The following is a 25,677-nucleotide window of genomic DNA, read 5'->3' as shown; positions in this document are numbered from 1 at the left end:
GGCCCCATCGGGCCGTTCCCGCACCGCCGCACAGTCCAACCCCGGCCCCCGTCCATCGACCCCCGCACCGCACCCCGACCCCCGCACCGCACCGCACCCCGACCCTCGCACCCCGTACACCCGCGCACCTCCGGCCCCGGCCCCGCGCCCGCACCACCGCCCCCGCACGACCACGGAGCGCACCATGGCAGCCACCCCACCGGCCGAGCCGAACCGCCCGTCACCCAACACCGCGATGCGCGCACTGCGCGGCGACCGCTCACCCGGCGAGTTCGCCATGGCCGTGCGCCGGGCGGCCCGGGAGATCGGGGAGCACGTGTCCTGCGACGCCCGCTACGTCGGACGGGTCGAATCCGGTGAGATCCGCTGCCCCAACTACGCCTACGAGCGGGTCTTTCGGCACATGTGGCCGGATCGCACGCTCACCGACCTCGGCTTCTCCCCCCGGACCGCTGTCCGCCGCCGCTCAGCGGAGAGCGCCGGCGGGAGCGCCGAAATGCCCACGCTCCACCCGCCGTTCCCGCCCCTGCCCGCCCCGCGCTCACCACTCTCCACTCAACTCCCGTACGCTGCCTCGCCGTACGCGGATCCAGCCGCTTCGGACGGGCCCCCGTGGCCGAACGCCGTCGCGGTGCCCCGGGGGCCCGATGGATCGCCCTATCTCGACGAGGAGAACGACGACGTGCGTCGCCGTACGTTCCTGGCCGGCGGCCCGACCGCGCTGGCCACCGTGGTCGGCATCGACCGGCCGACCATGGCCGCGGCGGTGGCCGCCGCCCCCACCGCCGCACCCGCGGCACCCGCGGCACCCGCGGCACCCGCGCTGTTCGACCCGGGCCCCGGCGCCTTCGTGCCCGGCCGGCCCCGGCCCGTACCGCCGCCCTGCAAGGTCGGTGCCGCCGAGGTGCTCTGCGTCGAACAGGCCGTCCGGGACATCCGGTTGGCCGACGACGCGTACGGCGGCGACACCCTGTTCGAACGCGCCGGACAGTCGCTGCGCACCGCCTACCTCCTGCTCAACGAGGGTGAGTACACCGCGGAGACCGAACGCCGGCTCCAGGCCGGAGCCGGCGAACTCGCCATCTCGGTCGGCTGGTTGGCGCACGACTCGAACCGGCTGGCGGACGCCCGCTCGCTCTACGCCGAGGCGCTCGCCACCGCCCGCATGGCCGGCGACGCCGCGCTGGAGGCGCACGTGTTCTGCAACAGCGCCTTCCTCGCCCGGGACGCCGGCCGGCCGCGCGAGGCGCTGCGCGCCGCCCAGGCCGGGCAGGTCGCCGCCCGCCAGCTGGACTCCGACCGGCTGCTCGCGCTGCTGGCCATGCGCGAGGCCGGCGGCTGGGCGCTGCTGCAGGACCGCGCCGCCTGCGAACGCGCGATCGCCCGGGCGTACATCCTGTTCGACCGCGGCCCCTCCGAGGACGATCCGGAGTGGATGTCCTTCTTCGGCGAGGCGGAGATCGCCGGCCTGCAGTCGCAGTGCTGGTCCGCGCTCGGCGACTGGGACCGCGCCAGCGCGCAGGCCGGGCTGGCCATAGCGCTGCAGCAGCCGCACTTCGTCCGCAACCGGGTGCTGTACACCGCCGAGCTGGCCCACGACCGGCTCGGCCGGGGCGACTTGGCGGGCGCGGCACACCACGGCTCGGCCGCCGTGGCGCTGTTCGGCGAGGTCCGCTCGGCCCGGATCCGGAGCATGCTGGCGGACACCGCCGAACGGCTGCGCCCGCACGCCGCCGCGCCCGAGGTCCGCCGCTTCCTGGTCGGGTACGACCAGGCGGCGGCCGCCTGAGGCACGGCTGTTGACGTGCCGTCAGTGTCCGGCAGCCAGGCCCTCCAGGTGGGAGAGGTCGTTCCAGACCTCCACGGCCGGCGCGCCGTACTCCCAGGACAGCACGCAGAGCGCGGCCGTGCCGAGCTTGAACCGCTGGGCGAACTCGGGCGGCAGGCCCAGCCAGCGGGCGGTCAGGATGCGCAGCAGGTGGCCGTGCGCGAACAGGACGACGTCCCGGTCGGCGCAGTGCATGACGGTGGTGTCGGCCTCGGGGACACCGTGCTCCTCGTTCAGGTCGGCGAGGAAGGCGTCCACCCGGGCGGCCACCTCGGACAGCTTCTCGCCGCCGGGCACACCGTCGCGCCAGATCAGCCAGCCGGGGTGGTCGGTGGCGCGGATGTCCGCGCCGGTGCGGCCCTCGTACTGGCCGTAGTCCCACTCCATGAGTTCCGGGCGCTCGACCGCGCGGTCGCCGAAGCCGGCCAGCGCGCAGGTCTCCTTGGCGCGGCCGAGCGGGCTGGTGTAGACGAGCGCGTCCGGCAGCCCGTTCCAGGGGGCCTTGGCCAGGCGGGCACCGAGGGCCCTGGCCATGGCGCGGCCTTCCTCGGTCAGCGGGATGTCGGTGCGGCCGGTGTGGCGGCCGGTGGCCGACCATTCGGTCTCGCCGTGGCGGACCAGCACGATTCGGGCGGGCATGGCAGGCTCCTCGCAGCGGGGCGGTGGCAACGGTCGGTCTCACCCTTGAGCACCGGGTTCCATGATCCCTCACCCGGACGGCGGGCACGATCGCGGGCCGGGCGGGAACGGCCCCGGGGCGGACGGCGCTCGGAGCGGAACGGGTGTCCGGCCGACCACGGCGCGGGGTGTCCCCTCCGGCGGGGACGCGCGGTTCAGGCCGGAACAGGCCGGAACAGGCCGGTCCGCACCGCATTGTCGGACCCGGGTGCGACACTGGGCCGCACCATGAACGTCTCGACGAACGTCCCGTCCAGCGGGCACGCTGAGCCGCTCGCCCAGCGGCTCGCCGAGCTGCGCGGACCGGCACCGCAGCGCAGTCTGAACGCCCGCTCCCTCGCCGCGCTCGCCGCCAATCCCGGCTGCCACCGCCGCGCCGTGCTCGACGCGGCGGGGGTGGACAAGTCGGCGCTGGCCGCCCGGCTCGGCCGCCCCGCGCCCTTCGGGCAGTCCCCGTTCGCGATCGCCCGCGGCGTGATCTTCGAGTCCCGGCTGAAGGCGGACGACTACGCCGCGCTGCTGGAGCCGCTGCGCGCCCACCTCGGCGTCCCGGCGGACGGCGGCGCCCCCGTGCAGGTACCGGATCTGCTGCACCGCTCCGGCCCCGCCGTCCGGGCCGACCGGACGGTCGAGGCGCTGGCCCGGGCCGCCGCCGACCCGGACGCCTGGACGCTGCTGGACCACCCGATGCTGCGGCTGGACGTGGCCGGCGGCACCGCCTACCTGGAGCCGGACGCGGTCGTGGTGCACGGCGGCCGGTGCACGGTGGTCGAGATCAAGTCCTTCCCGGTGCTGGACGGCGGCGCGGACCCGGCCAAGGTCGGCGCCGCCGCCCGGCAGGCCGCCGTGTACGTGCTGGCGCTCCAGCAGGCCGCCGCCGCGCTGGCCGGCCGGCCGCTCGCCACGGACCCGTACACCGAGCAGCGGCTGCCGGGCAGTCCCCGGTCGAGCGTGCTGCTGGTCTGCCCGAAGGACTTCGGCAACCGGCCGACGGCCGTCGCCGTCGACGTCCGCCGCGAGCTGGCCACCACCCGCCGCCAGCTGGGCCGGATGACCGGCATCGGCCGACTGCTGGCGGAGCTGCCGGCCGGGGCCGACTTCGACCTGGCGGCCGACGAGGACGGCGTGCCGGCCCGCTCCGCCGAGGAGCTGGCCGCCTCGGTCGAGGCGGTGCCCGCCGCGTACGGCCCGGACTGCCTCTCCACCTGCGAGCTGGGCTTCCACTGCCGCGCCCGGGCCCGTTGCGGCGACCGGGTCGAGCAGCTGGGCCGGGGCGTGCGCGGCGAGTTGGGCAGCATCCGGACGGTGACGCAGGCGCTCGTCGCCGCCACCACCGAAGCCGTCACCACCGAAGCCGTCACCGCCGAAGCCACCACCGATGCCGAGACCGGCCCGGACGAGGCGGCCGAGCGGCTGGCCTACGCGGCCGCCCTGCGCGCCGAGGCGCTGGGCAGGATCCCGGTGGCGGGTCGCGCATGAGCGGACGGAACGGGCTCGCCGGCGAAGGCCGCGGGCGGGCGCACACCCACGCCGGGCCCGCGGAGGTGGCGGGCCGATGAGTCTGCTGACCACCCTGGCCCGGCTGGAGGCCGTCCGCAGCGGGCGGGCCGAGCCGCTGGCCACCGTCCGGCACCGGCACCTGTCCGACCGCCCGATGGTGGTCGTCCCGCTGACCGCGGCCGGCGAGGCCGGTGCGCCGCTGGCGGTGATGCTGGGCACCGACCGGGACGCGCCCCGGCTGCACCTGGTGCCGCAGCCGCTCAACCGCACCCTGCGGTTCGACTTCCTGGCCGAGCTGGCCGCCGACCTGCTGCCGTACCTGGAGTCCTTCGCCGAGGACGTGGAGCAGATCGAGGGCTCCGAGAAGGACCCGGAGACCGGCGAGAAGACGCAGGTGTTCCGCGAGCTGTGCGCCGACGCACCGCAGCTGATCGTGCCGAACGGCGCCGGCGTGCGGCACCTGGCCCTGCTCGGCCGCTCCACCCGGTTCCGCCGCACGGTCGAGGACGACGAGCCGGGCCCGTACCCGGCCCCGGTGCGGGTGCCGCTGCTCGGCCGCTGGCTGACCCACCTCACCGACCGGGCCCAGGTGCCCGGCACCAGCCTGCTGCTGTCGATGACCGGCCTGCTGGCCCGGCACTGGGCCACCGGCCAGAGCCACCTGGAGGACCAGCACCTGGCCGCCCGGTTGGCCTGGCACGCCCCGCCGGGGGGCCTGACCGGCGCCGAGGCGGCCGAGCGCGCCGAGTCCGCCCGGGACGACCGGGGGCAGCTGCTGCACCCACCGGCCGGCCCGGCCACCGATCCGCGCTTCGACGAGTTCGTGCTCGCCCCCGCGATCGCCCGCTACGACGCCGCCACGGCCGCCCTGCAGCACGGCGTCGAGCAGCGCGACGAGGCCGCCGCCGAGCGCGCCCGGGCGGCCGTCCGCACAGCCGTCGAGGAGCTGCGCGAGGTGCTGACGGCCGTGCTGCTGCCCACCTGGCGGGACGTCTGGCACGGCCTGGACCTGCTGCGGACGCTGCCGCCCGCCGGGCACCTGGCGGAGCGCTGGACCGGCGACCGCTGGTCGTACACCGGCCACCGGGACCGGCTGGCGGCCGGCGAGCCGCCGCAGCCCCGGCAGGACGACGCCGTGACGGCCGCCCGCAAGCTCGCCCAGCGCGAGCGCGAGCAGGCCCGGCTGGACGTCCAGGAGGCGCTGGACGACCCGCTGGCGATGGCCGAACACCGGCTGGCCGGCGAGGCGTTCAGCGGGGTGGTGACGGAGGTGGTGCCGGACTACGACACCACCGGCCGCTCCCCCAAGCCGCGCCCGCTGGTCACCCTGCGCACCGCCGACCGCCCGCACGCGGACCTCGGGCGGGAGGCCCACCGGGTCCGCTCGGAGGCCGAGGGGGGCCCGGCCGCGCAGAAGGCGGAGATCGCGGCGGTCGACCCGGCCGGGGGCACCATCACCCTGCGGATGCTGTCCGGCATGGGCCGGAAGAAGGAGCCCGAGCCGGGCAGCCTGCCCGAACCCGGCGACCTGGCCACCTTCACGCTCTTCGAGCTGACGGTCCGCCAGTCCGCGCCGCTGCCCGAGCCGGACGACACCCCGTGGACGCACGGCGGCCCGCCCGGCGCCGCGCCCGTACCCGCCCCGTCCGTCTCCGAGGAGTGGGAGTGATGGCCGAGATGAGCACCGAGCAGGCACCGGGTGCGGCGGCCGACGCCGCCGTGGCCCGGATCCTGGCGGCGACCGTCCACCCGCCGGCCGGCGCCCCGCGCGGCGTGGTGGTGGACTCCCCGCCCGGCGCCGGGAAGTCGACGCTGGTGGTGCGGGCGGCCCGGGAGCTGGTCGGGGCCGGCGAGCGGCTGATGATCGTCGCCCAGACCAACGGGCAGGTGGACGACCTGGTCGGCCGACTGGCCGAGAAGGCGCCGGAGTTGACGATCGGCCGACTGCACGCCGCGGACTCCCGGCCCGGCCCGGAGGTGCTGAAGCACGCCAACGTCACGCCCTCCGACAAGGTCGCCGACCTGGTCGAGCACGACGTGGTGGTCTCCACCTCCGCCAAGTGGCAGTGGGTGCGGGCCGAGGCGCCGTGGCGGCACGCGATCGTCGACGAGGCGTACCAGATGCGCTCGGACGCCCTGCTCGCGGTGGCCCGGCTGTTCGAGCGGGCGCTGTTCGTCGGCGACCCGGGCCAGCTGGACCCGTTCACCGTGGTCGGCACCGAGCAGTGGGCGGGCCTGTCGTACGACCCGTCGAGCAGCGCCGTGGTCACCATGCTGGCGCACAACCCGCAGATCGAGCCGCACCGCCTGCCGGTCTCCTGGCGCCTGCCGGCCAGCGCGGCGCCGCTGATCTCGCGGGCCTTCTACCCGTACACGCCGTTCCGCTCCGGCACCGGCCCGGACGACCGCCGGCTGACCGCCGCCGTCCGGCCGGACGGCTCGGCGCTGGACGCCGCGATCGACCGGGCCGCCGAGCACGGCTGGGCGCTGCTGGAGCTGCCCGCCCGGCACACCGTACGGACCGACCCGCAGGCGGTGGCGGCCGTCGCGGCCACCGTCCGGCGGCTGCTGGAGCGCGGGCTGACCGCCCGCTCCGAACAGGGCGAGGCCCCGCTCACCGCGGACCGGATCGCGGTCGGCACCGCCCACCGGGACCAGGCCGCGGCCGTCCGCGCGGCCCTGCTCACGGCGGGTGTCCCGGTGGACCAGGCGGCCGGCCCGGCCGTCACGGTGGACACCGCCAACCGGTTGCAGGGCCGCGAGTACGACGTCACGGTGGTGCTGCACCCGCTCTCCGGGCGGCCCGACGCGACGGCCTTCCACCTGGAGACCGGCCGGCTGTGCGTGCTCGCCTCCCGGCACCGGCACGCCTGCATCGTGGTGGCCCGGGCCGGGATCGGCGAGCTGCTGGACGAGCATCCGTCCACCGAGCCGGTCCAGCTGGGCGTCCCGGTGACCTTCCCGGACGGCTGGGAGGCCAACCACCAGGTGCTGGACCACCTCACCGAGCACCGGATCCGGCTGCGCTGAGCGGCCGCCGACGTGGTCAGTCCTCGGTCTCGCAGAGGGCGTAGGCCGTGACGACGCCGCGCTCGGCGCGCGCCGACCAGGAGCCGGGGTCGGCCGCAGCCGGGGCGTTCGCCAGGACGGTGTCGCCCGGGCCGGCCGGGGCGAGGGTGTAGCCGCCGCCGGTCAGGTGGCTGCGGGCGGGGCAGGTCGCCGTGGACCAGCCGCCGGGGGCGCTCTTCGCGCCGGTCACCACGACGGTGGTCTCGGCGGCCGCGGCCGCAGGGGCCGCCACCGGCACCGACACCAGTGGCAGGGCGAGGGGCAGGGCGAGGGCCGGAAGGGCCTTCCGTGCACGCATGGTTCCTCCGGGGGCGTGTGGTCCGCGCGAACACCCGGGACAACGGCGGGCCCGCGTCCGCGATGACGCCCCGGGCCCCGGACCACCCGAAGGAGTGGCGCCGCCGCGGGGGCACGACCCCGGCGCGTACGGGGGAATAGCGCCCGCACGCGCACCGTTCCGTTACCGGCCGGTGCCGCGCGACAATGGACGGCGGCCGCGGCCGGGCGGCGCGGCCCGGAGCAGCCGCCGCCCACCCCCCACCGAGACCCGGAGGTGTCCGTCCATGCCCGACTCCCACACGAAGGCGTCCGACCACGGCGGTCCGGCCGACCCCGGGCGGCGTCTGCGTCCGGTGCAGCTGCTGTTCGAGCCGCAGTCCGCCGAGCCGGAGCCGGAACGCTTCTTCGACCTGGAGTCGATCGACGACCCCGCGGAGCTGCTGCGCCGCTCCACCGAGCTGGCCCTGGCCTTCCGGGCGGCGGCCGAGCGGGCCACCGACTTCCAGGCGGTCGCCGCCGCCCAGCTGGCGGACCCGCGCCGTTTCGACGCGCTGTCGGGCACCGAGATCGCCCGGCGCGCGGACTGGACCCCGGACTACGCCGCCAAGATGATCGAGTACGGCCGCGGCCTGCTCCAGCCCCGCCGCCACGAGGACTGAGCGCACCCGAACATTCGCCGCTGGCATATGCGCGAGCGGGAAGGGTACGCGGTTCCCCGTTGCCGTGTCCGGCGAACGGTGCTTTCCCTCCCGCCGTGCCGGCGGACCGCGCAGGCTGCTGTCCGTGGACATCTGGACGTATCAGTCGGTGGAGTACGTCACCGTCGCCGGGGAGGCCTGGCTCGCCTCCGCCAGCGAGTACCCGCGCAGCATGCGCGCCCTCTGGGAGGCCCGCCCGTGGGCGCCCTCGGTGCTGCCCTGCGGTCGCGCCTTCGACGTGATCAGCATGCCGGCCCTGTTCGGCCGCCGGGTGCTGGACGAGCTGTGGGCCTCCGGGCCCGGCTGCGGGCCGGTCGCCTCCTACCGGGGGCGGACGCTGCTGTTCGTCCGGCCCGGCGCGGCGCCCCGGCTGCGCCGGCTGCTGGCCTGGGAGGAGTGGGCCCGGGACGTGCCGCCGCTGCTGTGCCACGGCAGGGGCGACGCGGTGACGGTGCCGCCGGTGCAGCGCATGGTGAACAGCCCGGACTCCCCCGGGCTGGGCTCCGGCCGGTGGATCGTCGCGCCGGAGGACCGGGAGCCGTGGCTGCCGGGCGCCTCGGTGGTGCTGTGGGCGTGCGTGCGGGCGGCCCGGGAGCCGGTCCCGGCGGTGCCGGCCGGCGCGGCGGTCGTGACCGGGGGGTGAACGCCGGACGGCCGGTATTCGATTTTGGCGCGGGCCGGAGCCGCTGCTAAAGTCTTCTCTGTCAGCAGGCGCCGCTAGCTCAGTTGGTTAGAGCAGCTGACTCTTAATCAGCGGGTCCGGGGTTCGAGTCCCTGGCGGCGCACAGACAGCCGAGAGGCCCCTTGCGAAAGCGAGGGGCCTCTCGGCGTTCTCCGCCGCGTCCGACGGGACGAGGACGCCGGGCCGCCCGCCGGAGCGGACGGCCCGGCCGGGGCTCAGCGGCCGCGCAGCGCGCGGTAGCGGGCGACCAGCTCGGCGGTGGAGCTGTCCAGCTGCTCGGCGCCCTCGCCGGTGAGCAGCACCGGCTCGATCCGCTTGGCGAGCACCTTGCCCAGCTCGACGCCCCACTGGTCGAAGGAGTCGATGTTCCAGATCGCGCCCTGGACGAACACCTTGTGCTCGTACAGCGCGACCAGCTGGCCGAGCACCGAGGGGGTCAGCTCGGCGGCCAGGATGGTGGTGGTCGGGTGGTTGCCCTGGAAGGTCTTGTGCGGGACGAGTTCGGCGGGCACGCCCTCGGCCGCGACCTCCTCCGGGGTCTTGCCGAAGGCCAGCGCCTGGGTCTGGGCGAAGAAGTTGGCCAGCAGCAGGTCGTGCTGGGCGACCAGGCCCGGGAGCAGGTCGGCGACCGGCTCGGCGAAGCCGATGAAGTCGGCCGGGATGACCTTGGTGCCCTGGTGCAGCAGCTGGTAGTAGGCGTGCTGGCCGTTGGTGCCGGGGGTGCCCCAGACCACCGGGCCGGTCTGCCAGTTCACCGGCGAGCCGTCGCGGGTCACCGACTTGCCGTTGGACTCCATGTCCAGCTGCTGCAGGTAGGCGGTGAACTTCGACAGGTAGTGCGAGTAGGGCAGCACGGCGTGCGCCTGGGCGTCGAAGAACGCGCCGTACCAGACGCCGAGCAGGCCGAGCAGCAGCGGGACGTTCTGCTCCGGCGGCGCGGTGCGGAAGTGCTCGTCGACCAGGTGGAAGCCGTCCAGCATCTCGCGGAAGGCGTCCGGGCCGATGGCGATCATCAGCGAGAGGCCGATCGCCGAGTCGTAGGAGTAGCGGCCGCCGACCCAGTCCCAGAACTCGAACATGTTGGCGGTGTCGATGCCGAAGTCCTGCACGCCCTCGGCGTTGGTGGACAGCGCGACGAAGTGCTTGGCCACCGCCTCGGTGCCGGCGCCCAGCCCGGTGAGCAGCCAGTCGCGGGCGGAGACCGCGTTGGTGATGGTCTCGATGGTGGTGAAGGTCTTCGAGGCGACGATGAACAGCGTCTCGGCCGGGTCGAGGTCGCGGACCGCCTCGTGCAGGTCGGCGCCGTCCACGTTGGAGACGAAGCGGACGTCGAGGTCGCGCCTGGAGTACGAGCGGAGCGCCTCGTAGGCCATCGCGGGGCCGAGGTCGGAGCCGCCGATGCCGATGTTGACGACGGTGCGGATCGGCTTGCCGGTGTGGCCGCGCCACTCGCCGCTGCGGACCCGCTCGGCGAAACCGGCCATCTTGTCGAGGACGGCGTGCACGGCGGGCACCACGTTCTCGCCGTCGACCTCGATCACGGCGCCGCGCGGGGTGCGCAGCGCGGTGTGCAGGACGGCACGGTGCTCGGTGTTGTTGATCTTCTCGCCGCGGAACATCGCGTCCCGCAGCCCGGCGACGCCGGTGGCCGCGGCGAGTTCGCGCAGCAGTTCCAGCGTCTCGTCGGTGACCAGGTGCTTGGCGTAGTCCACGTGCAGGTCGCCGACCTGGAGGGTGTAGCGGCGGCCGCGCTCCGGGTCGGCGGCGAACAGCTCGCGCAGGTGCGTGTCGCCCAGCGCGGCCCGGTGCTTTCCGAGGGCGGCCCACTGCGGGGTGCGGTCGAGCGGGGTGCGGGCGTCGGCGCGGGTCTCCGACATCGGGGGTTCCTCGATTCATCTGGGTGCAGATACCGGCAGGGCCAGGCGGTGCGGGCCAGGCCGCAAGGGTCTCCGTGCGAGGTCGTGCGGGTACTGGTGGTGCGCCGACGTCGTTGACGGCCTGCCCGGGCTCAGCCTATGCAACCGGCGGCGGGGTCGCGCACATTCCGGCCCGCGGCGGCCGGACGCCTCGTCACTTCCGTTCCGAGCGCAGGTCCAGCCCGCGCAGCACCTGGTCGACCAGCTCCGGATCGGCGCCGAGCTCGCTGCGGGCGGCGAGCATCTCGCGGCGGGAGGCGGCGATCATCTCCTGCTCGACGTCCCGGGCGGCCCGCCACTGGGTGAGGCGCAGCTTCGCCTCGGAGGCCTCCTCCTCGGCGTAGTTCTCCGGGCAGAGCCGGGCCAGCCGGTCGTGCTGACGGTCCCGCAGGCGGTCGGCGACCTCGGCGGGCAGCCGGTCCTGCTCCTCCAGTTCGCCGAGCCGCTGGAGCCCCGCCTTGGCGGCCCGCCACCAGAGCTGGCGCACGGCCTGCTCGTGCTTGTCCTGGTCGATGTCCAGTTCGAGCCGCTTGGCCAGCCAGGGCAGGGTGAGCCCCTGCACCAGCAGGGTGAACAGCACCACGCTGAAGGCGATGAAGACCAGTCGGCCGCGCTCGGGGAAGTCCGCGCCGGAGTGCAGGGTGAGCGGGATGGCGAGGGCCAGGGCGACGGTGGCCACGCCGCGCATGCCGGACCACCAGAGGATCACGCTCTCCTTCCAGCTGAACGGGGTGTCCTCGTCGTCGCCGCTGCGCAGCCTCTTCGACAGCCAGCCGGCCGGCAGCAGCCAGAGCAGCCGGACCACCACGACCACCCCGATGACCACGGCGGCGTCGCCGATGAAGCCGGTCCAGCCACGGCCGGCCTCCTTGAGCACGGTGGCCAGCTCCAGGCCGATCAGGCCGAAGGCGACGCCGGTGATCAGGATCTCGACGACCTCCCAGAAGGCGTTGCCGACCAGCCGGTAGGAGACGGCGTCGGCGTCGGAGGCCCGCTCGGCGAGGTAGAGCGCGCAGACCACGACGGCGAGCACGCCGGAGCCGTGGATCTCCTCGGCGATGGTGTAGGCGGCGAAGGGCACCAGCAGGTTGAGCGCGACCTGCTGGGTCGGGTCGTCCAGGCGCTCGGCGAGCTTGGCGTTCACCCAGCCGAGGGCGACGCCGACGACCACGGCGAGCACCGCGGAGAGGACGAAGCGCAGCGCCGCGTGGCCGATCGAGAAGTCGCCGCTGACCACGGCCTCGATGGCCAGTGAGTAGACGACGATCGCGGTGACGTCGTTGAACAGTCCCTCGCTCTCCAGGATCGCCACCAGGCGCCGGGGCAGGCCGACGCTGCCGGCCACCGCGACGGCGGCCACCGGGTCGGGCGGGGAGACCAGCGCGCCGACCGCGATCGCGGCGGCGACCGGCAGGGCGGGCAGCAGCCAGTGCACCGCCCCGGCCACCGCGGCCGTGGTGACCACCACCAGGGCGACGGCCAGCAGCAGGATCGAGCGGACGTTGGCCTTGAAGTAGCGCACCGAGGAGCGCCGGGCGACCGCGAAGATCAGCGGTGGCAGGACCAGCGGGAGGATCAGCTCGGGCTCGATCGTGACGTCCGGGATCTGCGGGACGAGCGCCATGACGATGCCGAGCAGGGTCATCAGGACCGGTTGCGGCACTCCGGTCCTGCGCGCGAGCGGCATGGTCACCACGGAGGCGAGCAGCACCAGGAAGAGCAGGGGCAGCTGGCCCACGGAAACGTTCCTCTCGCTGACGGACGGCTGAGCGCCGCCCAGGATAAATCTGACAATGCGCCCATCGGTGACGACACGCCGAACGGCGACTTGACCTCAAGCGGACTTCAGGTTCGAGGGTCGGGGGCAGTCGAACGATCGAGAGGGCGGGAGCGGACCTGAAGGCGGTCACCGTGACGAGGTCCGGCGGTCCGGAGGTCCTGCGGGTCACCGAGGTGCCCGATCCGGAGCCCGGCCCGGGCGAGCTGCGGCTGGAGGTAGCCGAGGCGCTGCCCCTGGAGCGCGCCGCCGACGCCCACCGGCTGGTCGCGACCGGGCACGTCCGGGGCAAGGTGGTGCTGACCGCCTGAGGCCGCGGCGGGTGCGGCCTCCGTCCGGGCCGATTGTGTGTTTCGGCTGCTGACCAGGTAATGTTCTCCACGTCAGCAGGCGCCGCTAGCTCAGTTGGTTAGAGCAGCTGACTCTTAATCAGCGGGTCCGGGGTTCGAGTCCCTGGCGGCGCACAGACAGCCGGAAGGCCCTTCGCGAGAGCGGAGGGCCTTCCGGCGTTCTGCCGTCACTCGCCCGCCGGTGGCAGAAAAGGTGGGAAACAGGTCATTGCTGCCACCGCCACCCGCTGACAGGCTGGTCGCATGAGCGCACGCAGCGTGGTCGTCGTCCTCTACGAGGGCGTGCAGAGCCTCGACGTGACCGGCCCCCTGGAGGTGTTCGCGGGAGCGGGCACCGCCGCCGGGCGGCCGGGCGCGTACCGGGTGACCACCGCCTCCCCCGGCGGCGGTCCGGTGCGCAGCCACAGCGGACTGCGGCTGGCGCCGGACACGGACCTCGCCGAGGTCGGGCCGGTGCACACCCTGCTGGTCCCCGGCGGGGAGGGCACCCGCGCCCCGGACCGGGCGCTGGTGGCGCGGATCCGGGAGCTGGCCGACCGGGCCGACCGGGTGGTGTCGGTCTGCACCGGGGCCTTCCTGCTCGCCGAGGCCGGGCTGCTGGCCGGGCGCCGGGCCACCACGCACTGGGCGTACTGCGACGCGCTGGCCCGGCGGTTCCCGGACGTCGAGGTCGACCCCGACCCGATCCACGTCCGGGACGGGCACCTCGCCACCTCCGCCGGGGTCACCGCCGGGATCGACCTGGCGCTGGCCCTGGTCGAGGAGGACCTCGGGCGCGACGCCGCCCTGCTGATCGCCCGTCACCTGGTGGTGTTCCTGCGCCGGCCGGGCAACCAGGCCCAGTTCAGCACCCAGCTGGCCGCCCAGGTGGCGGCCCGGCAGCCGCTGCGCGAGGTCCAGCAGTGGATCGCCGAGCACCCGGAGGCCGACCTGTCGGTCGAGGCGCTGGCCCACCGGTCGGCGCTGTCGCCGCGGCACTTCGCCCGCGCCTTCACCGCCGAGGTCGGGGTGACCCCGGGCCGGTACGTGGACGGGGTCCGGCTGGAGGCCGCCCGCCGCCGGCTGGAGGACTCCGACGACGGGATCGAGGAGGTCGCCCGCGCCTGCGGCTACGGCACCCCGGAGGCGATGCGGCGCGCCTTCGTCCGGGCCCTGGCCGCCCCACCCGCCGAGTACCGACGCCGCTTCCACCCCCACCCCCTTGGAGGACACTGATGCGTATCGCCGTTCTGCTGTACGACGACTTCACCGCCCTGGACGCGGTCGGCCCCTGCGAGGTGCTGTCCCGCATCCCCGGTGCCGAGGTGGTGTTCACCGCCGCGAAGCCCGGCCCGGTCCGCACCGACATGAAGACCCTGGCGCTGACCGCGGACGCCGCCCTGGACGAGGTGGACTCGGCCGACGTGCTGCTCGTCCCCGGCGGGCCGGGGACGGAGGCCCAGCTGACCGACCCGGCCGTGCTGGAGTGGGTGCGCGCGGTGGACGCGACCACCACCTGGACCACCTCGGTCTGCACCGGCTCGCTGGTGCTCGGCGCCGCCGGACTGCTCACCGGCCGGCGGGCCACCTCGCACTGGATCTGCCTGGACGAGCTGGCCCGGTTCGGGGCCGAGCCGACCGGCACCGAGCGGGTCGTGGTCGACGGCAAGTACGCGACCGCGGCCGGGGTCTCGGCCGGGATCGACCTCGCGCTGACGCTGACCGGCCTGCTGGCCGGGGACGCGACCGCGGAGGCGATCCAGCTGATCATCGAGTACGACCCGCAGCCGCCGTACTCGGCCGGCTCGGTCGCGACGGCCCCGCCCGAACTGGTCGCCGAACTGCGCGCGAAGCGACTGCTGCTGGGCTAACGGCGTTCGGCCGGGAAGCCGTGGGTGCGGGCGCCGACGGCCACGGCGAGGACGGGGAGCAGCAGGGCGAGGACCGTCCAGGGCAGTGCGCCGGTGCCGAGGTGGCCGAGCACCAGGCCGCCGACCACGCCGCCGCCCGCCATCGCGGCGTTCCAGAGGGTGACCAGCATCGCCTGGGCGGCGTCCGCCCGGGCGCCGCCGGCGTCGCCGACGGCGGTCTGCAGCAGGGTCGGCGCGCCGCCCCAGCCCAGGCCCCAGAGCAGCGCCGCGAGGTAGACCAGCGGCGCGCTGGCGGACCACAGGCCGAGGACGCCCGCCGCCACCGCGACCAGCAGCGCGCCGCCGACGGTCAGCCGGCGCAGCCGGCGGTGGATGTGCGCGCCGGTGAACCAGACGCTCACCAGCGAGGCCAGCCCGAACACCAGCAGCACCGCGTCGGTGGCGTCGCCGAGGCCGGCCCGGTCGAGGAAGGGCGCGACGTAGGTGAACAGGAGGGTGTGGGCGAGCACGAAGAGCACCGTCACGGTGAGCACCGGCACCACCCCGGGCACGGTGAGCGCGCGCCGCACCGGGGTCCGTTCGCTGCCCGGCCGGCCGGACTGCTCGGGCAGTGTCGCCGCGATCCAGCCGACCACGCCGACGGCCAGCGCCGTCATCGCCAGGAACGGCACCCACCACACCAGCACCCGGCCGAGGAGGGTGCCGACCGGCACTCCGAGTGACAGCGCCAGCGGCACCCCCGCCATCGCGACCGCCATCGCCCGGCCCTGCTGCTCGGGCGGCACCAGGCGGCGGGCGTACCCGGCCAGCAGCGCCCAGGCCAGGCCGGCCGCGACGCCGGCGAGGAAGCGGGCGGCCAGGGTGAGCCGGTAGTCGGCGGAGACCGCCGTCACCGTGTTGGCGACGGCGAAGCCGGCCATCGCGGTGAGCAGCAGGCGCTTGCGGCCCCAGCCGGCGGTGGCCGCGGTGAGCGGGATCGCGGTGACGGCGGAGCCGATCGCGTAGACGGTGACGGTCTGGCCGGCGGCCGACTCGCTGACGCCGAGGGTCTCGCCCATCCCGGGCAGGACGCCGGCGGGCAGGTTCTCGGTGAGCGCGGTGACGAAGACGGCGGTGGCCAGCGCCAGCAGGGCGGGCAGCGGGAATCGGGGGGCCGTGGTGACGGGAGGCGTCGGGGTCGTGGTCGGCATGGGCTCATGCTCGGACCTCACACCGGTGTCAGGTTCAAGCTCCGGCCGGTCCCGGGGCGCCGGGCCGACCGGCCTTCGGCGCCCCGGGGTCGCGGTCAGCGGTGGAAGTAGCCGTCGAAGTTCCTGGAGAACTCCCGGCCGCCGAACTGGTCCCAGTCGACGGACCAGGTCATCAGCCCGCGCAGGTTCGGCTGGGCACCCGAACGCGGCACGTACGTCCCGCAGTTGGCCAGCTTGGTGAGGCAGTCCAGGGCCTTGTTCACCTCGGCCGGGGCGATGTAGCCGTTGCCGGCGTTGGTGGTGGCCGGCATGCCGATGGCGACCTTGGAGGCGGGCAGCGGCGGGAACATGTTGGCGGTGTTGCCCGCCACCGGGAAGCCGTTGAGCAGCAGGTCGGTCATCGCGACGTGGAAGTCGGCGGAGATCGCCGCCTTGTCAGTGCCGTGCCGCATGTTGACCGCATCGACCGGAAGGAGGTGGGCCGGGTGATCCGTGCATACAGCACGGTGTCAATGATCCAGACCGGTTCGGACAACCGGGGCGGCCCGCCCCAGCCGACGACCCCGGCGGACCGCCCCGGTTGCCGGGTGTGACACCCCGTCGAAGGATGGAGGGGTGACCCCGCCCGGCTACCTCCGATACCCCCACCTGCACGGCGACCTGCTCGCCTTCACCGCCGAGGACGACGTCTGGATCGCCCCGCTGAACGCCGACGACACCACCGGCCGGGCCTGGCGGGTGGGCTGCGACCGCACCCGGGTCAGCCACCCCCGCTTCTCCCCCGACGGCGGCACCCTCGCCTGGACCAGCTGGCTGAGCCTGACCCCCGAGGTGTGGACCGCCCCCGTCGAGGGCGGCGAGGCCCGACGGCTCAGCCACTGGGGCAGCCAGGACACCCGGGTGCGCGGCTGGCTGCCGGACGGCGAGGTACTGGCCGTCACCTCCTACCACGAGCCGTTCGGCCACTACACCTGGGCGCACGCGCTGCCGCCCGACGGCTCCCCCGGCCGCCGGATGCCCTGGGGCCCGGTCGGCGACGCCCAGATGAGCCGCGAGCGCACCGTGCTGCTCACCGGAGCCGCCCCGCACGAGCCCGCCGCCTGGAAGCGCTACCGCGGCGGCGCCGTCGGCCGGCTCTGGGTGGGCGGCGAGCAGATCCTGGCCGACCACCCCGGTCACCTCTCCTCCCCCATGCCGGTCGGCGGGCGGATCGCCTTCCTCTCCGACCACGAGGGCATCGGCAACGTCTACTCCTGCCGCCCCGACGGCACCGACCTGCGCCGGCACACCGACCACGCCTCCTACTACGCCCGCGAGGCCGCCACCGACGGCACCCGGATCGTCTACCAGCACGCCGGCGACCTCTGGCTGCTCGACGACCTGGACGCCCCCGCCCCACGCCGGCTGACCGTCCCGCTCGGCGGCGCCCGGGCCGGCCGCCGCCCGTACCAGGTCAGTGCCGCCACCCAGGTCAAGGACCTGGCCTGCGACCAGACCGGCCGGGCCGGGGTCGTCACCGTGCGCGGCAGCCAGTACTGGCTCACCCACAAGGACGGCCCGGCCCGCGCCCTCGCGGACACCCCGGGGGTGCGGACCCGGCTGCCGGTGGTGCTCGGGCACACCGGCGAGGCCGCCTGGATCACCGACGCCGAGGGCGCCGACGCGATCGAGGTGATGCCGCTGCCCGGGCACGAGGGCGACCCCGGGCACGGGGAGGGCGGCAAGCACGGGCACCGGGTGCTCGCCGCCGGCCGGCTCGGCCGCGTCCTGGAACTCACCGCCTCCCCCGACGGCGCCCGCCTGGCCGCCGTCGCCTCGGACGGGCGACTGCTGCTCGTCGACGCCGCGGACGGCACCGTCCGCGAACTCGCCGCCTCCGGCTACGGGCCGGTCTCCAGCGCCCGTTTCTCCCCCGACTCGCACTGGATCGCCTGGTCCCAGCCGGCCGCCGGGCGCTCGCTGCGCCGGATCCGGCTCACCCGCACCGAGGCGCCCGGACCGATCACCGACGTCACCGACGGCCGGTTCGAGGACGAGCAGCCGGTGTTCACCCGGGACGGCCGCTACCTGGCCTTCCTGTCCTGGCGAGGCTTCGACCCGGTCCACGACGTGCACACCGGCGACCTCTCCTTCCCGGTCGGCTGCCGCCCGTACCTCGTCCCGCTCACCGCCGACACGCCGTCCCCGTTCGCCGCGCCCGCCGAGGACGGCACCCCGCGCGGCGACGGCGGCGGCGACGGCACCGTCCGGGTCGATCCGCCGGGCATCGGCGAGCGGCTGCTGCAGTTCCCGGTGATCGCCTCCAAGTACTCGGCCACCGACGCGGTGCGCGGCGGCCTGCTCTGGCTGCGCTGGCCGATCTCCGGCACCCTCGGGCAGACCTTCGCCAGCCCGGACGACACCTCGGGCCGCCCCTCGCTGGAGTACTTCGACCTCGCCCGGGGCACCCGGACCACCCTGGTCGACAGGCTGGACGGCTACGCGGTCTCCGGGGACGGCGGCTCGGTCGCGATCTACTCGGCCGGGACCCTGCGGATCATCCCGGTCACCGCCCCCGGCGCCGGCACCACGGTGGACCTGCGCCGGATCACCCACACCGTGCACCCGGCCGCCGAGTGGCGACAGGCCTACCACGAGGCGGCCCGGATCGTCCGGGACCAGTTCTGGGACGAGCGGATGTCCGGCCTGGACTGGCCCGCCCTGGTCGCCCAGTACGAGCCGCTGCTGGAGCGGATCTGCTCGCCCGACGACTTCGCCGACCTGCTGCGCGAACTCCTCGGCGAGCTCGGCACCTCGCACGCCTACGTCACCCCCTCCCGGCGCGCCGAGGGGCCCTCGCTCGCCCAGCAGCCGCTCGGCCTGCTCGGCGCCAACGCGCACCGCTCCCCCGACGGGCGCTGGCTGCTCGACCGGGTGCTGCCCGGCGAGTCCTCCGACCCGCGCGCCCGCGCCCCGCTCGCCGCCCAGGGCGTGCGCGACGGCGACGAACTGCTCGCCGTCGGCGGGCGCCCGGTGGACCCGGTGCGCGGCCCGCTGCCGCTGCTGGCGGGCACCGGCGGCACCACCGTCGAGCTCGCCCTGCGCACCGGCCCGGACGGCCCGGTGCGGCGGATCACCGTCACCCCGCTGACCGACGAGCGGGCCATCCGTTACCAGAACTGGGTCGCCAGACGCCGCGCCCTGGTCCGGGAGTTCAGCGACGGCCGGTGCGGCTACCTGCACATCCCGGACCTCGGCGGCTCCGGCTGGGCGCAGTTCAACCGCGACCTGCGGCGCGAACTGGACAAGCCCGCGCTGGTCCTGGACGTGCGCGGCAACGCCGGCGGCAACGTCTCCGAGCTGGTGCTGGAGAAGCTCACCCGGCACGTCCTCGCCTGGGACTTCAGCCGGGACCGCCAGCCGGTCCGCTGGCCCCGGCACTCACCGCGCGGCCCGCTGGTGGCGCTCGCCGACGAGGCGACCAGTTCGGACGGCGACGTGGTCATCGCGGCGATCAAGCTGCTGGGCCTCGGCCCGGTGGTCGGCACCCGGACCTGGGGCGGGGTGGTCGGGATGACCGGGCGGCACGCCCTCGGCGACGGCACCCAGATCTCGGTGCCCAAGAACGCCTCCTGGTTCACCGGCGGGCTCGGCTGGTCGGTGGAGAACCGCGGCGTCGAACCGGACGTGCACGTGCTGCGCTCCCCGCGGGACTGGGCCCGGGGGCGCCACCCCGAGCTGGTCGCCGCCGTCCAGCTGGCCCTGGACCTGCTGGAGGACGTGCCCGCCTCGGTGCCCCCGCCGGAGGACACCCCCCGGCCGGACCTGCGGCGCCCGCCGCTGCCGCCCCGGACGCACTGAGGCCGGGACGGCAGCGGCGGGCGGGGCGGTAGGGCGGGCAGGGTGGACCGGGACGGTCAGCCCCAGGGGTCGCCCTCGGCCGTCATGTTCTCGGCCGCACGCCGGTCGTCCTCCTCCTGAGCGGCGCGCTGCTCCGCCTCGCGGGTCTCCCGGGTCCGCTCGACCTCGGAGCTGTACGCGTCGACGGCCTCGTCGTGGGCGAGGGCGGCACGCTCGGCGGCGTCCTGCCCGGTCGCCTCGTGCGCCTTGTGGCGGAACCTGTCGAAGATGCCCATGACTCCTCCTCGGACGGATACCGGGCTTCCCCCACTCTCACACCGGGTGCGGACGCACGCACCTTGAGCCTTTGGTCCCTGGTGAACGCGCCCAAGGGCCGTAGTCGGTCGGCGTCGGACGGGCGCAGGGTGGAGCCGTCGGCCGAACTGACGCCACCGTCTGGAGCCCGCTGTGACCGTCGTACCTTCCGGAAGCCACGCCCGACGCACCGCCGCCGAGGAGCCCCACGACGGACCGCGCCGGCGGGTCGGCCCGCTGGCCGCGCTGGACGGGCGGCTGCCCGGCGCCCACGACCTGCTGCTGATGCAGTGCCCCAGCTCGCTGCGCCCACTGGCGGGCGGCGAGCTGCCGGACTGGGCGCGGGCGGTACTGCGGGCGCACCCGTGGGTGACGGTCGGCCGGGCGCCCTCGGTGGTCGGCTCCCCGGTGGACCTGCCGCACCCGCAACGCTGCACCCGGGATCCGGAGGCGGCGCCCGAACTCTGGTTCCCGGTGACCGTGCGCGGCCCGCGCCCCGGGCAGCGGCTGGACGCGCTGGCGCCCTGGGCGGCGGTGGCCCGGACGCTGCGGCCCGAGCAGCTGGCCGAGCGGCGGGAGCGGCTGGACGCCGAGCGGGTCGCCGGGATCCCGGCGCTGGCCCTGCTCCCGGAGGTCGGCCGGGTGGTGGCGGACCACCGGCTCTCCTGGGGCCCGATCGGCGCGATCGGCTACGAGCTGGGCACCGGGGTGCCGGTGGCCGGGCCGCTGAGCCCGCTGCGACTGGTGCTGCGCGCCCCGCACCCGATCAGCCGCCGGGACGCGCTGCAGCTGCGGCGGGCGCTGAGCAAGCTGCCGGTACCGGTGCAGGCCGAGTTGGAGACCCGCTACGGCGCGGTGCAGCTGGCCGAGTACGCGGCCTCGCCGTACACCCTGACGTTGCTGACGCCCTACGGGCCCCGGGAGGTCCGCGATCCGTGGTTCCCGCGCGGCCCGTTCGTCTGAGCCGTCGCCTCGGCGGTACCGGTGGCAGCTGCCCGGCGAGTCCGCCGTCGGCAGCGGATCGCCGGGCGCGCCGATCCGGTGGCGGCTGCCCGTCCTCAGCGGAACGCGGCGACGTTGCGGGCGGCCCAGTCGGCGAAGCGGCGCGGGGCGCGGCCGAGGACCCGCTGGACGTCCGGGCTGACACGCAGCTCGGCCGGGCTCGGGGAGCCGAGGATGTCCAGGGTGTCCTCGGCGAGCTCGGCCGGCATGCTCCGGGCCATGGCGGCCTTGGCCTCGTCACGGGTGAGGTCCTGGAACCGCACCGGCGAGCCCAGCACGGCCGCGATGGCCTCCGCCTGCCCGCGCGGCGTGATCACCTCCGGGCCGGTCAGCTCGTACACGCCGCCGGTGTGCCGGTCGTCCAGCAGGCAGGCCGCCGCGACCTCGGCGATGTCCGCCGGGTCGACGATCGGCACCCCGACGTCGCCGAAGGGCGCGGCGACGACCCGCTGCGTGCGGATGGACTCGGCCCACCACAGGGCGTTGGAGGCGAAGCCGCCCGGCCGCAGGACGGCCCACTCCAGGCCGGACTCCCGCAGCGCGTCCTCCACCGCGCGCACCGCGATCCGCGTCGGGCCGAAGGGCCTGGTCGCCACGCCCTGCGAAGAGAGCAGGACGACCCGGCGGACCCCACCGGCCGCGGCCCGGCCGATGAGCTCGGCCGGGCCGGCTCCGGCCGCGTGCAGGTCGCCGGACAGCAGCAGGAACAGCGCCTTCGCCCCGGCCAGCGCGGGTTCGAGGCCGCCCGGCTCGGCCAGGTCGGCCACCACGTGGCGGACGCCGTCCGGCACCGCCGCCGCATGCCGCGACACCGCCGTCACCTGGTGGCCCGCCTCGGCCAGCGCCCGCGTCAACGGCCGGCCCACGTTTCCGGTAGCCCCGGTTACCACGATCATGATCAGCTCCTTGTCCAATGGCCTTGCGGCCCTGTGGCCTTGAGGCCCTGCGGCCTTGTGGCTTGTGGCCTTGACGCTAGGGTCCCGGCTAACATTTCGTAAGGACATACCTCGGGGTAAGGTCCTCACATGACGGGAGGCTCGCAGCTCATGCAGACCGACACGACGAAGCGGTATGACGTGTTTCACACCGACTGCCCCGCGCGCGACATGGTCGACCACGTGACCAGCAGGTGGGGCATCTGGGTGCTGATCTCCCTGCGGAGCAACGACCTCCGGTTCCACGAACTGCGCGACAGCATCCGAGGCATCAGCGAGAAGATGCTCTCCCAGACCCTGCGCTCGCTGGTCCAGGACAACCTGGTCTGGCGGAAGGTCGAGCCGACGACGCCGCCTCAGGTCACCTACGGGCTGACCGAGTTCGGTCGCGACGTCGGCGAACCGCTGGCGGAGCTGTTCGACCGGATCACCCGACGGCTGCCGCCGCGCGACGCGGGATAGCGCCGAAGCAGTCGGCCGCCGGAGGCTCTCAATTGGGCCGGTTGGGCGGCCGGGACGCCGCGCGAGGCCGGCGACGGGGCGCCGGAGCGGGCCGTCGGGCGAGGACGTACGAGCCACCCGCCGCCTGCTGGAGTCTGGCCATGGCCTCGGACAGCTCGGCGTGCAGGGCGTCCCGGGCAGCCTCGTCGCAGGCCTGCCGGAGGTGCCATTCCTCGGCGAGTACCCGTTCCACCGCCGCGACCGCTTTGCGCCGCCTGGGGCTGAACCACAGGAGCGGCGGCGCGAATTGGAGGTGTGCGCCCCAGAGCCACAGGCAGGTGACCCGAGCCTGACGCAGCAGGCCGAGGATCGCGCGGCCGATGGTCGACCTCACGGTTCGCCCATCGTCCGGCGGCAGGGTCTGCGACCGAGGACGACCAGGGGTTCCTCGAACGGCTGGTTCGCCAGGTAGGCCTGCGACCAGGCGACGCCCCACCGGGCGCAGTTCGGGCAGTTCCACGTCCGCCCGGCCGCGTTGGCGTCGTCGAGCAGATCGACCGGCGCACCGCAGTCCGGGGCGGGGCAGGCGGGTCGGGTGGTCATCGGCGGCGGTCCCGTCCGATGCGCCGCCGGGTGGCCCGCCGCATGATCGGTTCGGCCACGACGACGCCGAACATGAGGGCGGCGGCGAACGTCACCAGGCACACCAGCGCGGTGGCCGCCCTCGGCGGGCCGGGAAGCGCCCAGGTGGCGATCGCCGCCGCACCGCCGCTCAGCGCACCGATGATGCCGACGGCGATCAACACGTCGGCGCCGAAGGCCGGCTGGCGGTTCACGCGGCGCCCTCATTGCCGACGCCGAGCCCGCCACGGGACTTGGCGGGGACGATGTGGACGACCAACATCGGCTCGCCCGGGAGAGGTTGGATGCGGAGGGGGTCGACCGTCCACTCCACGCCCCCGCCCACCGGCCGCACATAGGCGAGCCCACCCCGCGTGTCCATGTAGACGACGTTCCTGTCGGTCGTCACGTCCTTGACCAGCTCGCCGACCTGCGGGCGATAGGGCGGACCAGCGGGGGATTTCTTGCGCGTCACGGCGGCAACTCCGTTCCGTAGTGCGATGACTACCCAGGGATGCCTACTGTGATTTATAGTCGGCGGTGCCTTCAACCTTTCATCAGGGAAGGAATGGGAGCTAACAATCATGAACCGCAAGGAACTTGATCCAGACTCCTCGCCCGCCGCAAAGTTTGGCGCCCAGGTTCGCGAGCTACGAGAGGCCCGCGGCTGGACTCAGGACCATCTAGCGGAACTCACCGGGTACTCAGCCGTACACGTGTCCGCCGTCGAAACTGGCCGTAAACCTCCAACCGAGCGCTTCGCCCGAAGGCTTGACGAAGCGTTTGAGACTCAAGATCGATTCCAACGGGAGTGGCGCAACGCAGGGCGGCGCGTCCTGTTCGAGGGATTCGGCGACTACCTGCGCAGCGAGGCTGACGCGGTGGCGCTGCGACTGTTCGAGATCAACATCGTTCCGAGCCTCCTCCAGACCCCCGCCTACGCGAGGGTGTATCAGGAGGCGCGGGTTCACCGTGGCCGGTCAACTCAACAACAGGCCGAAGAACGGCTGACGATGCTGCTGCACCGCCAGCAGCATCTCCACCGGCACCCGGCTCCCCGACTCCACGCGGTCATAGATGAGGGATGCCTACACCGAGCGATCGGGGGCCGCGACGTCATGGTGGAGCAGCTCCAACGCCTTGAGGAACTGGCCGCCCATCCTCAATTCGTCATCCAGGTAAGCCCGTTCTCCCTCGGGGCGGACCGTCCGTTTGCGCATCCCATCACCCTGCTGACCATGCCGAACAGGACCAGCGTGGGATACGGTGAGATTCAGGGGCGGGGCTTCCTCCAACGCGACCCGGATCCCCTGGCCGAGTGGGCCGGCGAGTACGATCAACTGCAGGTCGAGGCGTTGTCCCGGGCGGCAAGTCGAGAGTTCATCCGGCAGGTTCGGAGGGGTTTTGAGCATGGTTGACCTGGCACACGCCGCATGGCGCAAGAGCACCTACAGCGCCCAGGAAGGGCAGTGCGTTGAGGTGACGGACGGGTTCCCCGGCCAGATGCCAGTGCGGGACAGCAAGGACCCCGACGGACCGGCCCTCATCTTCCCGGCCGAGGCGTGGCAGTCCTTCGTCTCCGCCGTCCGAGCCGGCGAGTTCGGCACGGTCTGACGCCCGGTCTGAGTCCCGAGGTCAGGCGCAGCCGGCGCTGCTCGGAGGGTGGCCGAGCAGCGCCGACATGACGCCGCCGCTTCATGTCCGCAGGCGATCCCTTGGACTCGTTCGGGGCTCCGGGACGGTCTCCATTGCGGTGACTATGCGTCGCGGTCGTTTCGCAGGGCCTGGATGAGCCAGGGGTACACCGGGATCAGGTTCGGTACCACCTGCCAGCCGTTGACGATCCACACCAGCCGCCAGTACCGATCCACCAGGGGATCGTGCGCCTCTTCGAACTGCTGGGCCATCCAGTCCCGGAACTCCGTGTCAGGGGTGCGCGCGAACACCCCGGCGAAGCGGTGCACGAGGTCGTCGATGACGGGTGCAGCCCTGTCGCCGAGCGGGTCGATGCCCGACTCCAGGGCCTCGGCCACCTTCTGACGGGTGAACTCCATCAGTTCCTCGCCGGCCTCGCTCTCGATGTCGGGCGTGCGCCCGGCGGCCTGGTACCCGGCCGTCCGGCGGATCCGGGCCCGGAAGTCCTCGTCGCCGATCAGCCCGGCGAGCTCCACCCACGCGGCGACCTGCTCGCCGGACGGATCATCGGGGAGGTCGGGAGTGGCAGCGCGAACCATGGCCACCACGGCCGGTTCGGCATCCGCTGTGCCGAAGGTGCCGTCCAGGAAATCGTCGATCAACCGTCGGCGTTCCTCGCCGGACAACTGCGTGAGCCTGTGCATGAGCTTGGTCTCCTCGGGACCGGACCCGCGTCCGGCCACGACTCGCAGGACGCTCCGACGCAGTTGCAGCATCCGGATCCGGACGTCCAGGGCGTCGGCGTGCGCCGCGGCGACTTCCGCCACCGAGAGCTCACGGTCCAGTACCCGTTGAATCGTGGCCAGGTCCACGCCCAGCTCGCGCAGTGTGCGGAGGAGTTCCAGACGAAGCAGTGCGTCGAGGTCGTAGAGCCGATAACCGGCGGGGCTTCGGGTGGTCGGCGCTACCACCCCCGAATCGGAGTAGAACCGGATGGTCCTCACGGACAAGCCGGTCCGCCGGGAAAGCTCCCCGATCGAGTAGAGGGTCGTAACGTCCATGCCCCCACTCTGCTGTCTCCAGTCACTGGAG

Annotated in this window: 26 protein-coding genes, 2 tRNA genes and 1 pseudogene; 16 read left to right on the top strand and 13 right to left on the bottom strand. The window is 74.4% G+C overall.

All coding sequences use genetic code 11. The features are described 5' to 3' along the window. Nucleotides 1-184 precede the first annotated feature (184 nt). The gene (locus ACIOJE_RS17205; protein WP_400776997.1) at nt 185-1,789 is read left to right on the top strand and encodes a tetratricopeptide repeat protein; all 1,605 of its coding nucleotides are present in this window, start codon (nt 185-187) and stop codon (nt 1,787-1,789) included. Nucleotides 1,790-1,810: 21 nt separating this feature from the next. Here the strand turns inward: ACIOJE_RS17205 and ACIOJE_RS17200 are convergent, their stop codons facing one another. Beyond that, the gene (locus ACIOJE_RS17200; RefSeq protein ID WP_280679820.1) at nt 1,811-2,467 is read right to left on the bottom strand and encodes a histidine phosphatase family protein; all 657 of its coding nucleotides are present in this window, start codon (nt 2,465-2,467) and stop codon (nt 1,811-1,813) included. A 267-nt stretch (nt 2,468-2,734) separates the two neighbouring features. Between ACIOJE_RS17200 and ACIOJE_RS17195 the strand changes: the two genes are divergently transcribed. From ACIOJE_RS17195 to ACIOJE_RS17185, 3 genes are all read left to right on the top strand, one after another. Beyond that, nucleotides 2,735-3,985: a hypothetical protein gene (locus ACIOJE_RS17195; protein WP_400776996.1), complete on the top strand. Its 1,251-nt coding sequence runs from the start codon at nt 2,735-2,737 to the stop codon at nt 3,983-3,985. 76 nt (nt 3,986-4,061) lie between these two features. Further along, nucleotides 4,062-5,675 carry a hypothetical protein gene (locus tag ACIOJE_RS17190; RefSeq protein ID WP_400776994.1) on the top strand — a complete coding sequence of 538 codons (1,614 nt, stop codon included), beginning with the start codon at nt 4,062-4,064 and terminating at the stop codon, nt 5,673-5,675. A gap of 8 nt (nt 5,676-5,683) precedes the next feature. After that, nucleotides 5,684-7,036 (top strand): AAA domain-containing protein, encoded by a 1,353-nt coding sequence (locus ACIOJE_RS17185; RefSeq protein WP_400777034.1) that lies wholly within the window; start codon nt 5,684-5,686, stop codon nt 7,034-7,036. Nucleotides 7,037-7,052: 16 nt separating this feature from the next. Here the strand turns inward: ACIOJE_RS17185 and ACIOJE_RS17180 are convergent, their stop codons facing one another. After that, the gene (locus ACIOJE_RS17180) at nt 7,053-7,373 is read right to left on the bottom strand and encodes a hypothetical protein (RefSeq protein WP_280679829.1); all 321 of its coding nucleotides are present in this window, start codon (nt 7,371-7,373) and stop codon (nt 7,053-7,055) included. 265 nt (nt 7,374-7,638) lie between these two features. Between ACIOJE_RS17180 and ACIOJE_RS17175 the strand changes: the two genes are divergently transcribed. The 3 genes from ACIOJE_RS17175 (at nt 7,639) to ACIOJE_RS17165 (ending at nt 8,837) form a co-directional block, all read left to right on the top strand. Then, nucleotides 7,639-8,013, top strand: coding sequence for a hypothetical protein (locus tag ACIOJE_RS17175; protein WP_280679831.1), 375 nt, complete (start codon nt 7,639-7,641; stop codon nt 8,011-8,013). A gap of 124 nt (nt 8,014-8,137) precedes the next feature. After that, entirely contained in the window at nt 8,138-8,695 is a 558-nt protein-coding gene (locus ACIOJE_RS17170) for a bifunctional DNA primase/polymerase (protein WP_280679833.1), read from the top strand. Nucleotides 8,696-8,763: 68 nt separating this feature from the next. Then, nucleotides 8,764-8,837: transfer RNA gene (locus ACIOJE_RS17165), tRNA-Lys, on the top strand. A gap of 112 nt (nt 8,838-8,949) precedes the next feature. On the opposite strand, the gene pgi is transcribed toward ACIOJE_RS17165, so the two are convergent. Both pgi and ACIOJE_RS17155 read right to left on the bottom strand, forming a co-directional pair. After that, nucleotides 8,950-10,611 carry a glucose-6-phosphate isomerase gene (gene pgi, locus ACIOJE_RS17160; protein ID WP_400776992.1) on the bottom strand — a complete coding sequence of 554 codons (1,662 nt, stop codon included), beginning with the start codon at nt 10,609-10,611 and terminating at the stop codon, nt 8,950-8,952. A 193-nt stretch (nt 10,612-10,804) separates the two neighbouring features. After that, a complete protein-coding gene (locus ACIOJE_RS17155; RefSeq protein ID WP_400776991.1) occupies nt 10,805-12,388 on the bottom strand; it encodes a Na+/H+ antiporter in 1,584 nt (527 codons plus the stop codon). Nucleotides 12,389-12,561: 173 nt separating this feature from the next. On the opposite strand from ACIOJE_RS17155, the gene ACIOJE_RS17150 reads away from it, so the two are divergent. The 4 genes from ACIOJE_RS17150 to ACIOJE_RS17135 all read left to right on the top strand — a co-directional run bounded on the left by ACIOJE_RS17150 (nt 12,562) and on the right by ACIOJE_RS17135 (nt 14,627). Then, nucleotides 12,562-12,738, top strand: coding sequence for a zinc-binding dehydrogenase (locus tag ACIOJE_RS17150; protein WP_400776989.1), 177 nt, complete (start codon nt 12,562-12,564; stop codon nt 12,736-12,738). Between the two features lie 79 nt (nt 12,739-12,817). Continuing rightward, nucleotides 12,818-12,891, top strand: a tRNA-Lys gene (locus ACIOJE_RS17145). A gap of 129 nt (nt 12,892-13,020) precedes the next feature. Further along, entirely contained in the window at nt 13,021-13,992 is a 972-nt protein-coding gene (locus tag ACIOJE_RS17140; protein WP_400776987.1) for a GlxA family transcriptional regulator, read from the top strand. Continuing rightward, nucleotides 13,992-14,627 carry a DJ-1/PfpI family protein gene (locus tag ACIOJE_RS17135; RefSeq protein WP_400776985.1) on the top strand — a complete coding sequence of 212 codons (636 nt, stop codon included), beginning with the start codon at nt 13,992-13,994 and terminating at the stop codon, nt 14,625-14,627. The genes ACIOJE_RS17140 and ACIOJE_RS17135 overlap by 1 nt, the downstream gene beginning before the upstream one ends. On the opposite strand, the gene ACIOJE_RS17130 is transcribed toward ACIOJE_RS17135, so the two are convergent. Continuing rightward, nucleotides 14,624-15,817: an MFS transporter gene (locus ACIOJE_RS17130; RefSeq protein WP_400776983.1), complete on the bottom strand. Its 1,194-nt coding sequence runs from the start codon at nt 15,815-15,817 to the stop codon at nt 14,624-14,626. The two genes, ACIOJE_RS17135 and ACIOJE_RS17130, sit on opposite strands and share 4 nt — an antisense overlap. 95 nt (nt 15,818-15,912) lie before the next feature. Next, nucleotides 15,913-16,236: pseudogene (locus ACIOJE_RS17125) on the bottom strand (chitinase); the annotation flags it as partial. A gap of 196 nt (nt 16,237-16,432) precedes the next feature. On the opposite strand from ACIOJE_RS17125, the gene ACIOJE_RS17120 reads away from it, so the two are divergent. Next, nucleotides 16,433-19,657, top strand: coding sequence for a S41 family peptidase (locus ACIOJE_RS17120; protein WP_280679844.1), 3,225 nt, complete (start codon nt 16,433-16,435; stop codon nt 19,655-19,657). Nucleotides 19,658-19,713: 56 nt separating this feature from the next. Here ACIOJE_RS17120 and ACIOJE_RS17115 read toward each other — a convergent pair whose 3' ends face one another. Then, nucleotides 19,714-19,932, bottom strand: a complete 219-nt coding sequence (locus ACIOJE_RS17115; protein ID WP_280679846.1) for a hypothetical protein — start codon at nt 19,930-19,932, stop codon at nt 19,714-19,716. Nucleotides 19,933-20,104: 172 nt separating this feature from the next. On the opposite strand from ACIOJE_RS17115, the gene ACIOJE_RS17110 reads away from it, so the two are divergent. Next, nucleotides 20,105-20,914: a phosphoribosyl-dephospho-CoA transferase MdcG domain-containing protein gene (locus ACIOJE_RS17110; RefSeq protein WP_400776980.1), complete on the top strand. Its 810-nt coding sequence runs from the start codon at nt 20,105-20,107 to the stop codon at nt 20,912-20,914. Between the two features lie 95 nt (nt 20,915-21,009). On the opposite strand, the gene ACIOJE_RS17105 is transcribed toward ACIOJE_RS17110, so the two are convergent. Beyond that, nucleotides 21,010-21,849 carry an SDR family oxidoreductase gene (locus ACIOJE_RS17105; protein ID WP_400776978.1) on the bottom strand — a complete coding sequence of 280 codons (840 nt, stop codon included), beginning with the start codon at nt 21,847-21,849 and terminating at the stop codon, nt 21,010-21,012. Nucleotides 21,850-21,978: 129 nt separating this feature from the next. On the opposite strand from ACIOJE_RS17105, the gene ACIOJE_RS17100 reads away from it, so the two are divergent. Next, nucleotides 21,979-22,350, top strand: coding sequence for a helix-turn-helix domain-containing protein (locus tag ACIOJE_RS17100; protein ID WP_280679852.1), 372 nt, complete (start codon nt 21,979-21,981; stop codon nt 22,348-22,350). Nucleotides 22,351-22,378: 28 nt separating this feature from the next. Here ACIOJE_RS17100 and ACIOJE_RS17095 read toward each other — a convergent pair whose 3' ends face one another. From ACIOJE_RS17095 to ACIOJE_RS17080, 4 genes are read right to left on the bottom strand one after another with little or no spacing between them, the layout of a single operon-like run. After that, the gene (locus tag ACIOJE_RS17095; RefSeq protein ID WP_280679854.1) at nt 22,379-22,723 is read right to left on the bottom strand and encodes a hypothetical protein; all 345 of its coding nucleotides are present in this window, start codon (nt 22,721-22,723) and stop codon (nt 22,379-22,381) included. Next, entirely contained in the window at nt 22,720-22,932 is a 213-nt protein-coding gene (locus ACIOJE_RS17090; RefSeq protein ID WP_400776976.1) for a hypothetical protein, read from the bottom strand. Before ACIOJE_RS17090 ends, ACIOJE_RS17095 begins: the two co-directional genes overlap by 4 nt. Then, on the bottom strand, nt 22,929-23,165 hold the full coding sequence (locus tag ACIOJE_RS17085) for a hypothetical protein (RefSeq protein ID WP_280679858.1): 237 nt from the start codon (nt 23,163-23,165) through the stop codon (nt 22,929-22,931). Before ACIOJE_RS17085 ends, ACIOJE_RS17090 begins: the two co-directional genes overlap by 4 nt. Beyond that, a complete protein-coding gene (locus ACIOJE_RS17080; protein WP_400776974.1) occupies nt 23,162-23,425 on the bottom strand; it encodes a hypothetical protein in 264 nt (87 codons plus the stop codon). The genes ACIOJE_RS17085 and ACIOJE_RS17080 overlap by 4 nt, the downstream gene beginning before the upstream one ends. 109 nt (nt 23,426-23,534) lie before the next feature. Between ACIOJE_RS17080 and ACIOJE_RS17075 the strand changes: the two genes are divergently transcribed. Together ACIOJE_RS17075 and ACIOJE_RS17070 are read left to right on the top strand one after the other, a co-directional pair. After that, the gene (locus tag ACIOJE_RS17075; RefSeq protein ID WP_400776973.1) at nt 23,535-24,368 is read left to right on the top strand and encodes a Scr1 family TA system antitoxin-like transcriptional regulator; all 834 of its coding nucleotides are present in this window, start codon (nt 23,535-23,537) and stop codon (nt 24,366-24,368) included. Then, entirely contained in the window at nt 24,361-24,564 is a 204-nt protein-coding gene (locus tag ACIOJE_RS17070; protein WP_400776972.1) for a DUF397 domain-containing protein, read from the top strand. Before ACIOJE_RS17075 ends, ACIOJE_RS17070 begins: the two co-directional genes overlap by 8 nt. A gap of 143 nt (nt 24,565-24,707) precedes the next feature. Here ACIOJE_RS17070 and ACIOJE_RS17065 read toward each other — a convergent pair whose 3' ends face one another. Next, nucleotides 24,708-25,646, bottom strand: coding sequence for a MerR family transcriptional regulator (locus tag ACIOJE_RS17065; protein ID WP_280679866.1), 939 nt, complete (start codon nt 25,644-25,646; stop codon nt 24,708-24,710). Nucleotides 25,647-25,677: the final 31 nt, after the last annotated feature.

The organism is Kitasatospora sp. NPDC087861, from assembly GCF_044742585.1.
Lineage (GTDB): Bacteria > Actinomycetota > Actinomycetes > Streptomycetales > Streptomycetaceae > Kitasatospora.
Note: the sequence above shows the minus strand (reverse complement) of the source record. Positions and strands in the feature narration are given on the sequence as shown.

What these genes read in the sequence shown, in the direction of transcription:
- ACIOJE_RS17205 (WP_400776997.1), top strand. Translation starts at nt 185, where the DNA reads ATGGCAGCCACCCCACCGGCCGAGCCGAACCGCCCGTCACCCAACACC.
- ACIOJE_RS17200 (WP_280679820.1), bottom strand. Translation starts at nt 2,467, where the DNA reads ATGCCCGCCCGAATCGTGCTGGTCCGCCACGGCGAGACCGAATGGTCG.
- ACIOJE_RS17195 (WP_400776996.1), top strand. Translation starts at nt 2,735, where the DNA reads ATGAACGTCTCGACGAACGTCCCGTCCAGCGGGCACGCTGAGCCGCTC.
- ACIOJE_RS17190 (WP_400776994.1), top strand. Translation starts at nt 4,062, where the DNA reads ATGAGTCTGCTGACCACCCTGGCCCGGCTGGAGGCCGTCCGCAGCGGG.
- ACIOJE_RS17185 (WP_400777034.1), top strand. Translation starts at nt 5,684, where the DNA reads ATGAGCACCGAGCAGGCACCGGGTGCGGCGGCCGACGCCGCCGTGGCC.
- ACIOJE_RS17180 (WP_280679829.1), bottom strand. Translation starts at nt 7,373, where the DNA reads ATGCGTGCACGGAAGGCCCTTCCGGCCCTCGCCCTGCCCCTCGCCCTG.
- ACIOJE_RS17175 (WP_280679831.1), top strand. Translation starts at nt 7,639, where the DNA reads ATGCCCGACTCCCACACGAAGGCGTCCGACCACGGCGGTCCGGCCGAC.
- pgi (WP_400776992.1), bottom strand. Translation starts at nt 10,611, where the DNA reads ATGTCGGAGACCCGCGCCGACGCCCGCACCCCGCTCGACCGCACCCCG.
- ACIOJE_RS17140 (WP_400776987.1), top strand. Translation starts at nt 13,021, where the DNA reads ATGAGCGCACGCAGCGTGGTCGTCGTCCTCTACGAGGGCGTGCAGAGC.
- ACIOJE_RS17135 (WP_400776985.1), top strand. Translation starts at nt 13,992, where the DNA reads ATGCGTATCGCCGTTCTGCTGTACGACGACTTCACCGCCCTGGACGCG.
- ACIOJE_RS17130 (WP_400776983.1), bottom strand. Translation starts at nt 15,817, where the DNA reads ATGCCGACCACGACCCCGACGCCTCCCGTCACCACGGCCCCCCGATTC.
- ACIOJE_RS17115 (WP_280679846.1), bottom strand. Translation starts at nt 19,932, where the DNA reads ATGGGCATCTTCGACAGGTTCCGCCACAAGGCGCACGAGGCGACCGGG.
- ACIOJE_RS17105 (WP_400776978.1), bottom strand. Translation starts at nt 21,849, where the DNA reads ATGATCGTGGTAACCGGGGCTACCGGAAACGTGGGCCGGCCGTTGACG.
- ACIOJE_RS17100 (WP_280679852.1), top strand. Translation starts at nt 21,979, where the DNA reads ATGACGGGAGGCTCGCAGCTCATGCAGACCGACACGACGAAGCGGTAT.
- ACIOJE_RS17090 (WP_400776976.1), bottom strand. Translation starts at nt 22,932, where the DNA reads ATGACCACCCGACCCGCCTGCCCCGCCCCGGACTGCGGTGCGCCGGTC.
- ACIOJE_RS17075 (WP_400776973.1), top strand. Translation starts at nt 23,535, where the DNA reads ATGAACCGCAAGGAACTTGATCCAGACTCCTCGCCCGCCGCAAAGTTT.
- ACIOJE_RS17070 (WP_400776972.1), top strand. Translation starts at nt 24,361, where the DNA reads ATGGTTGACCTGGCACACGCCGCATGGCGCAAGAGCACCTACAGCGCC.
- ACIOJE_RS17065 (WP_280679866.1), bottom strand. Translation starts at nt 25,646, where the DNA reads ATGGACGTTACGACCCTCTACTCGATCGGGGAGCTTTCCCGGCGGACC.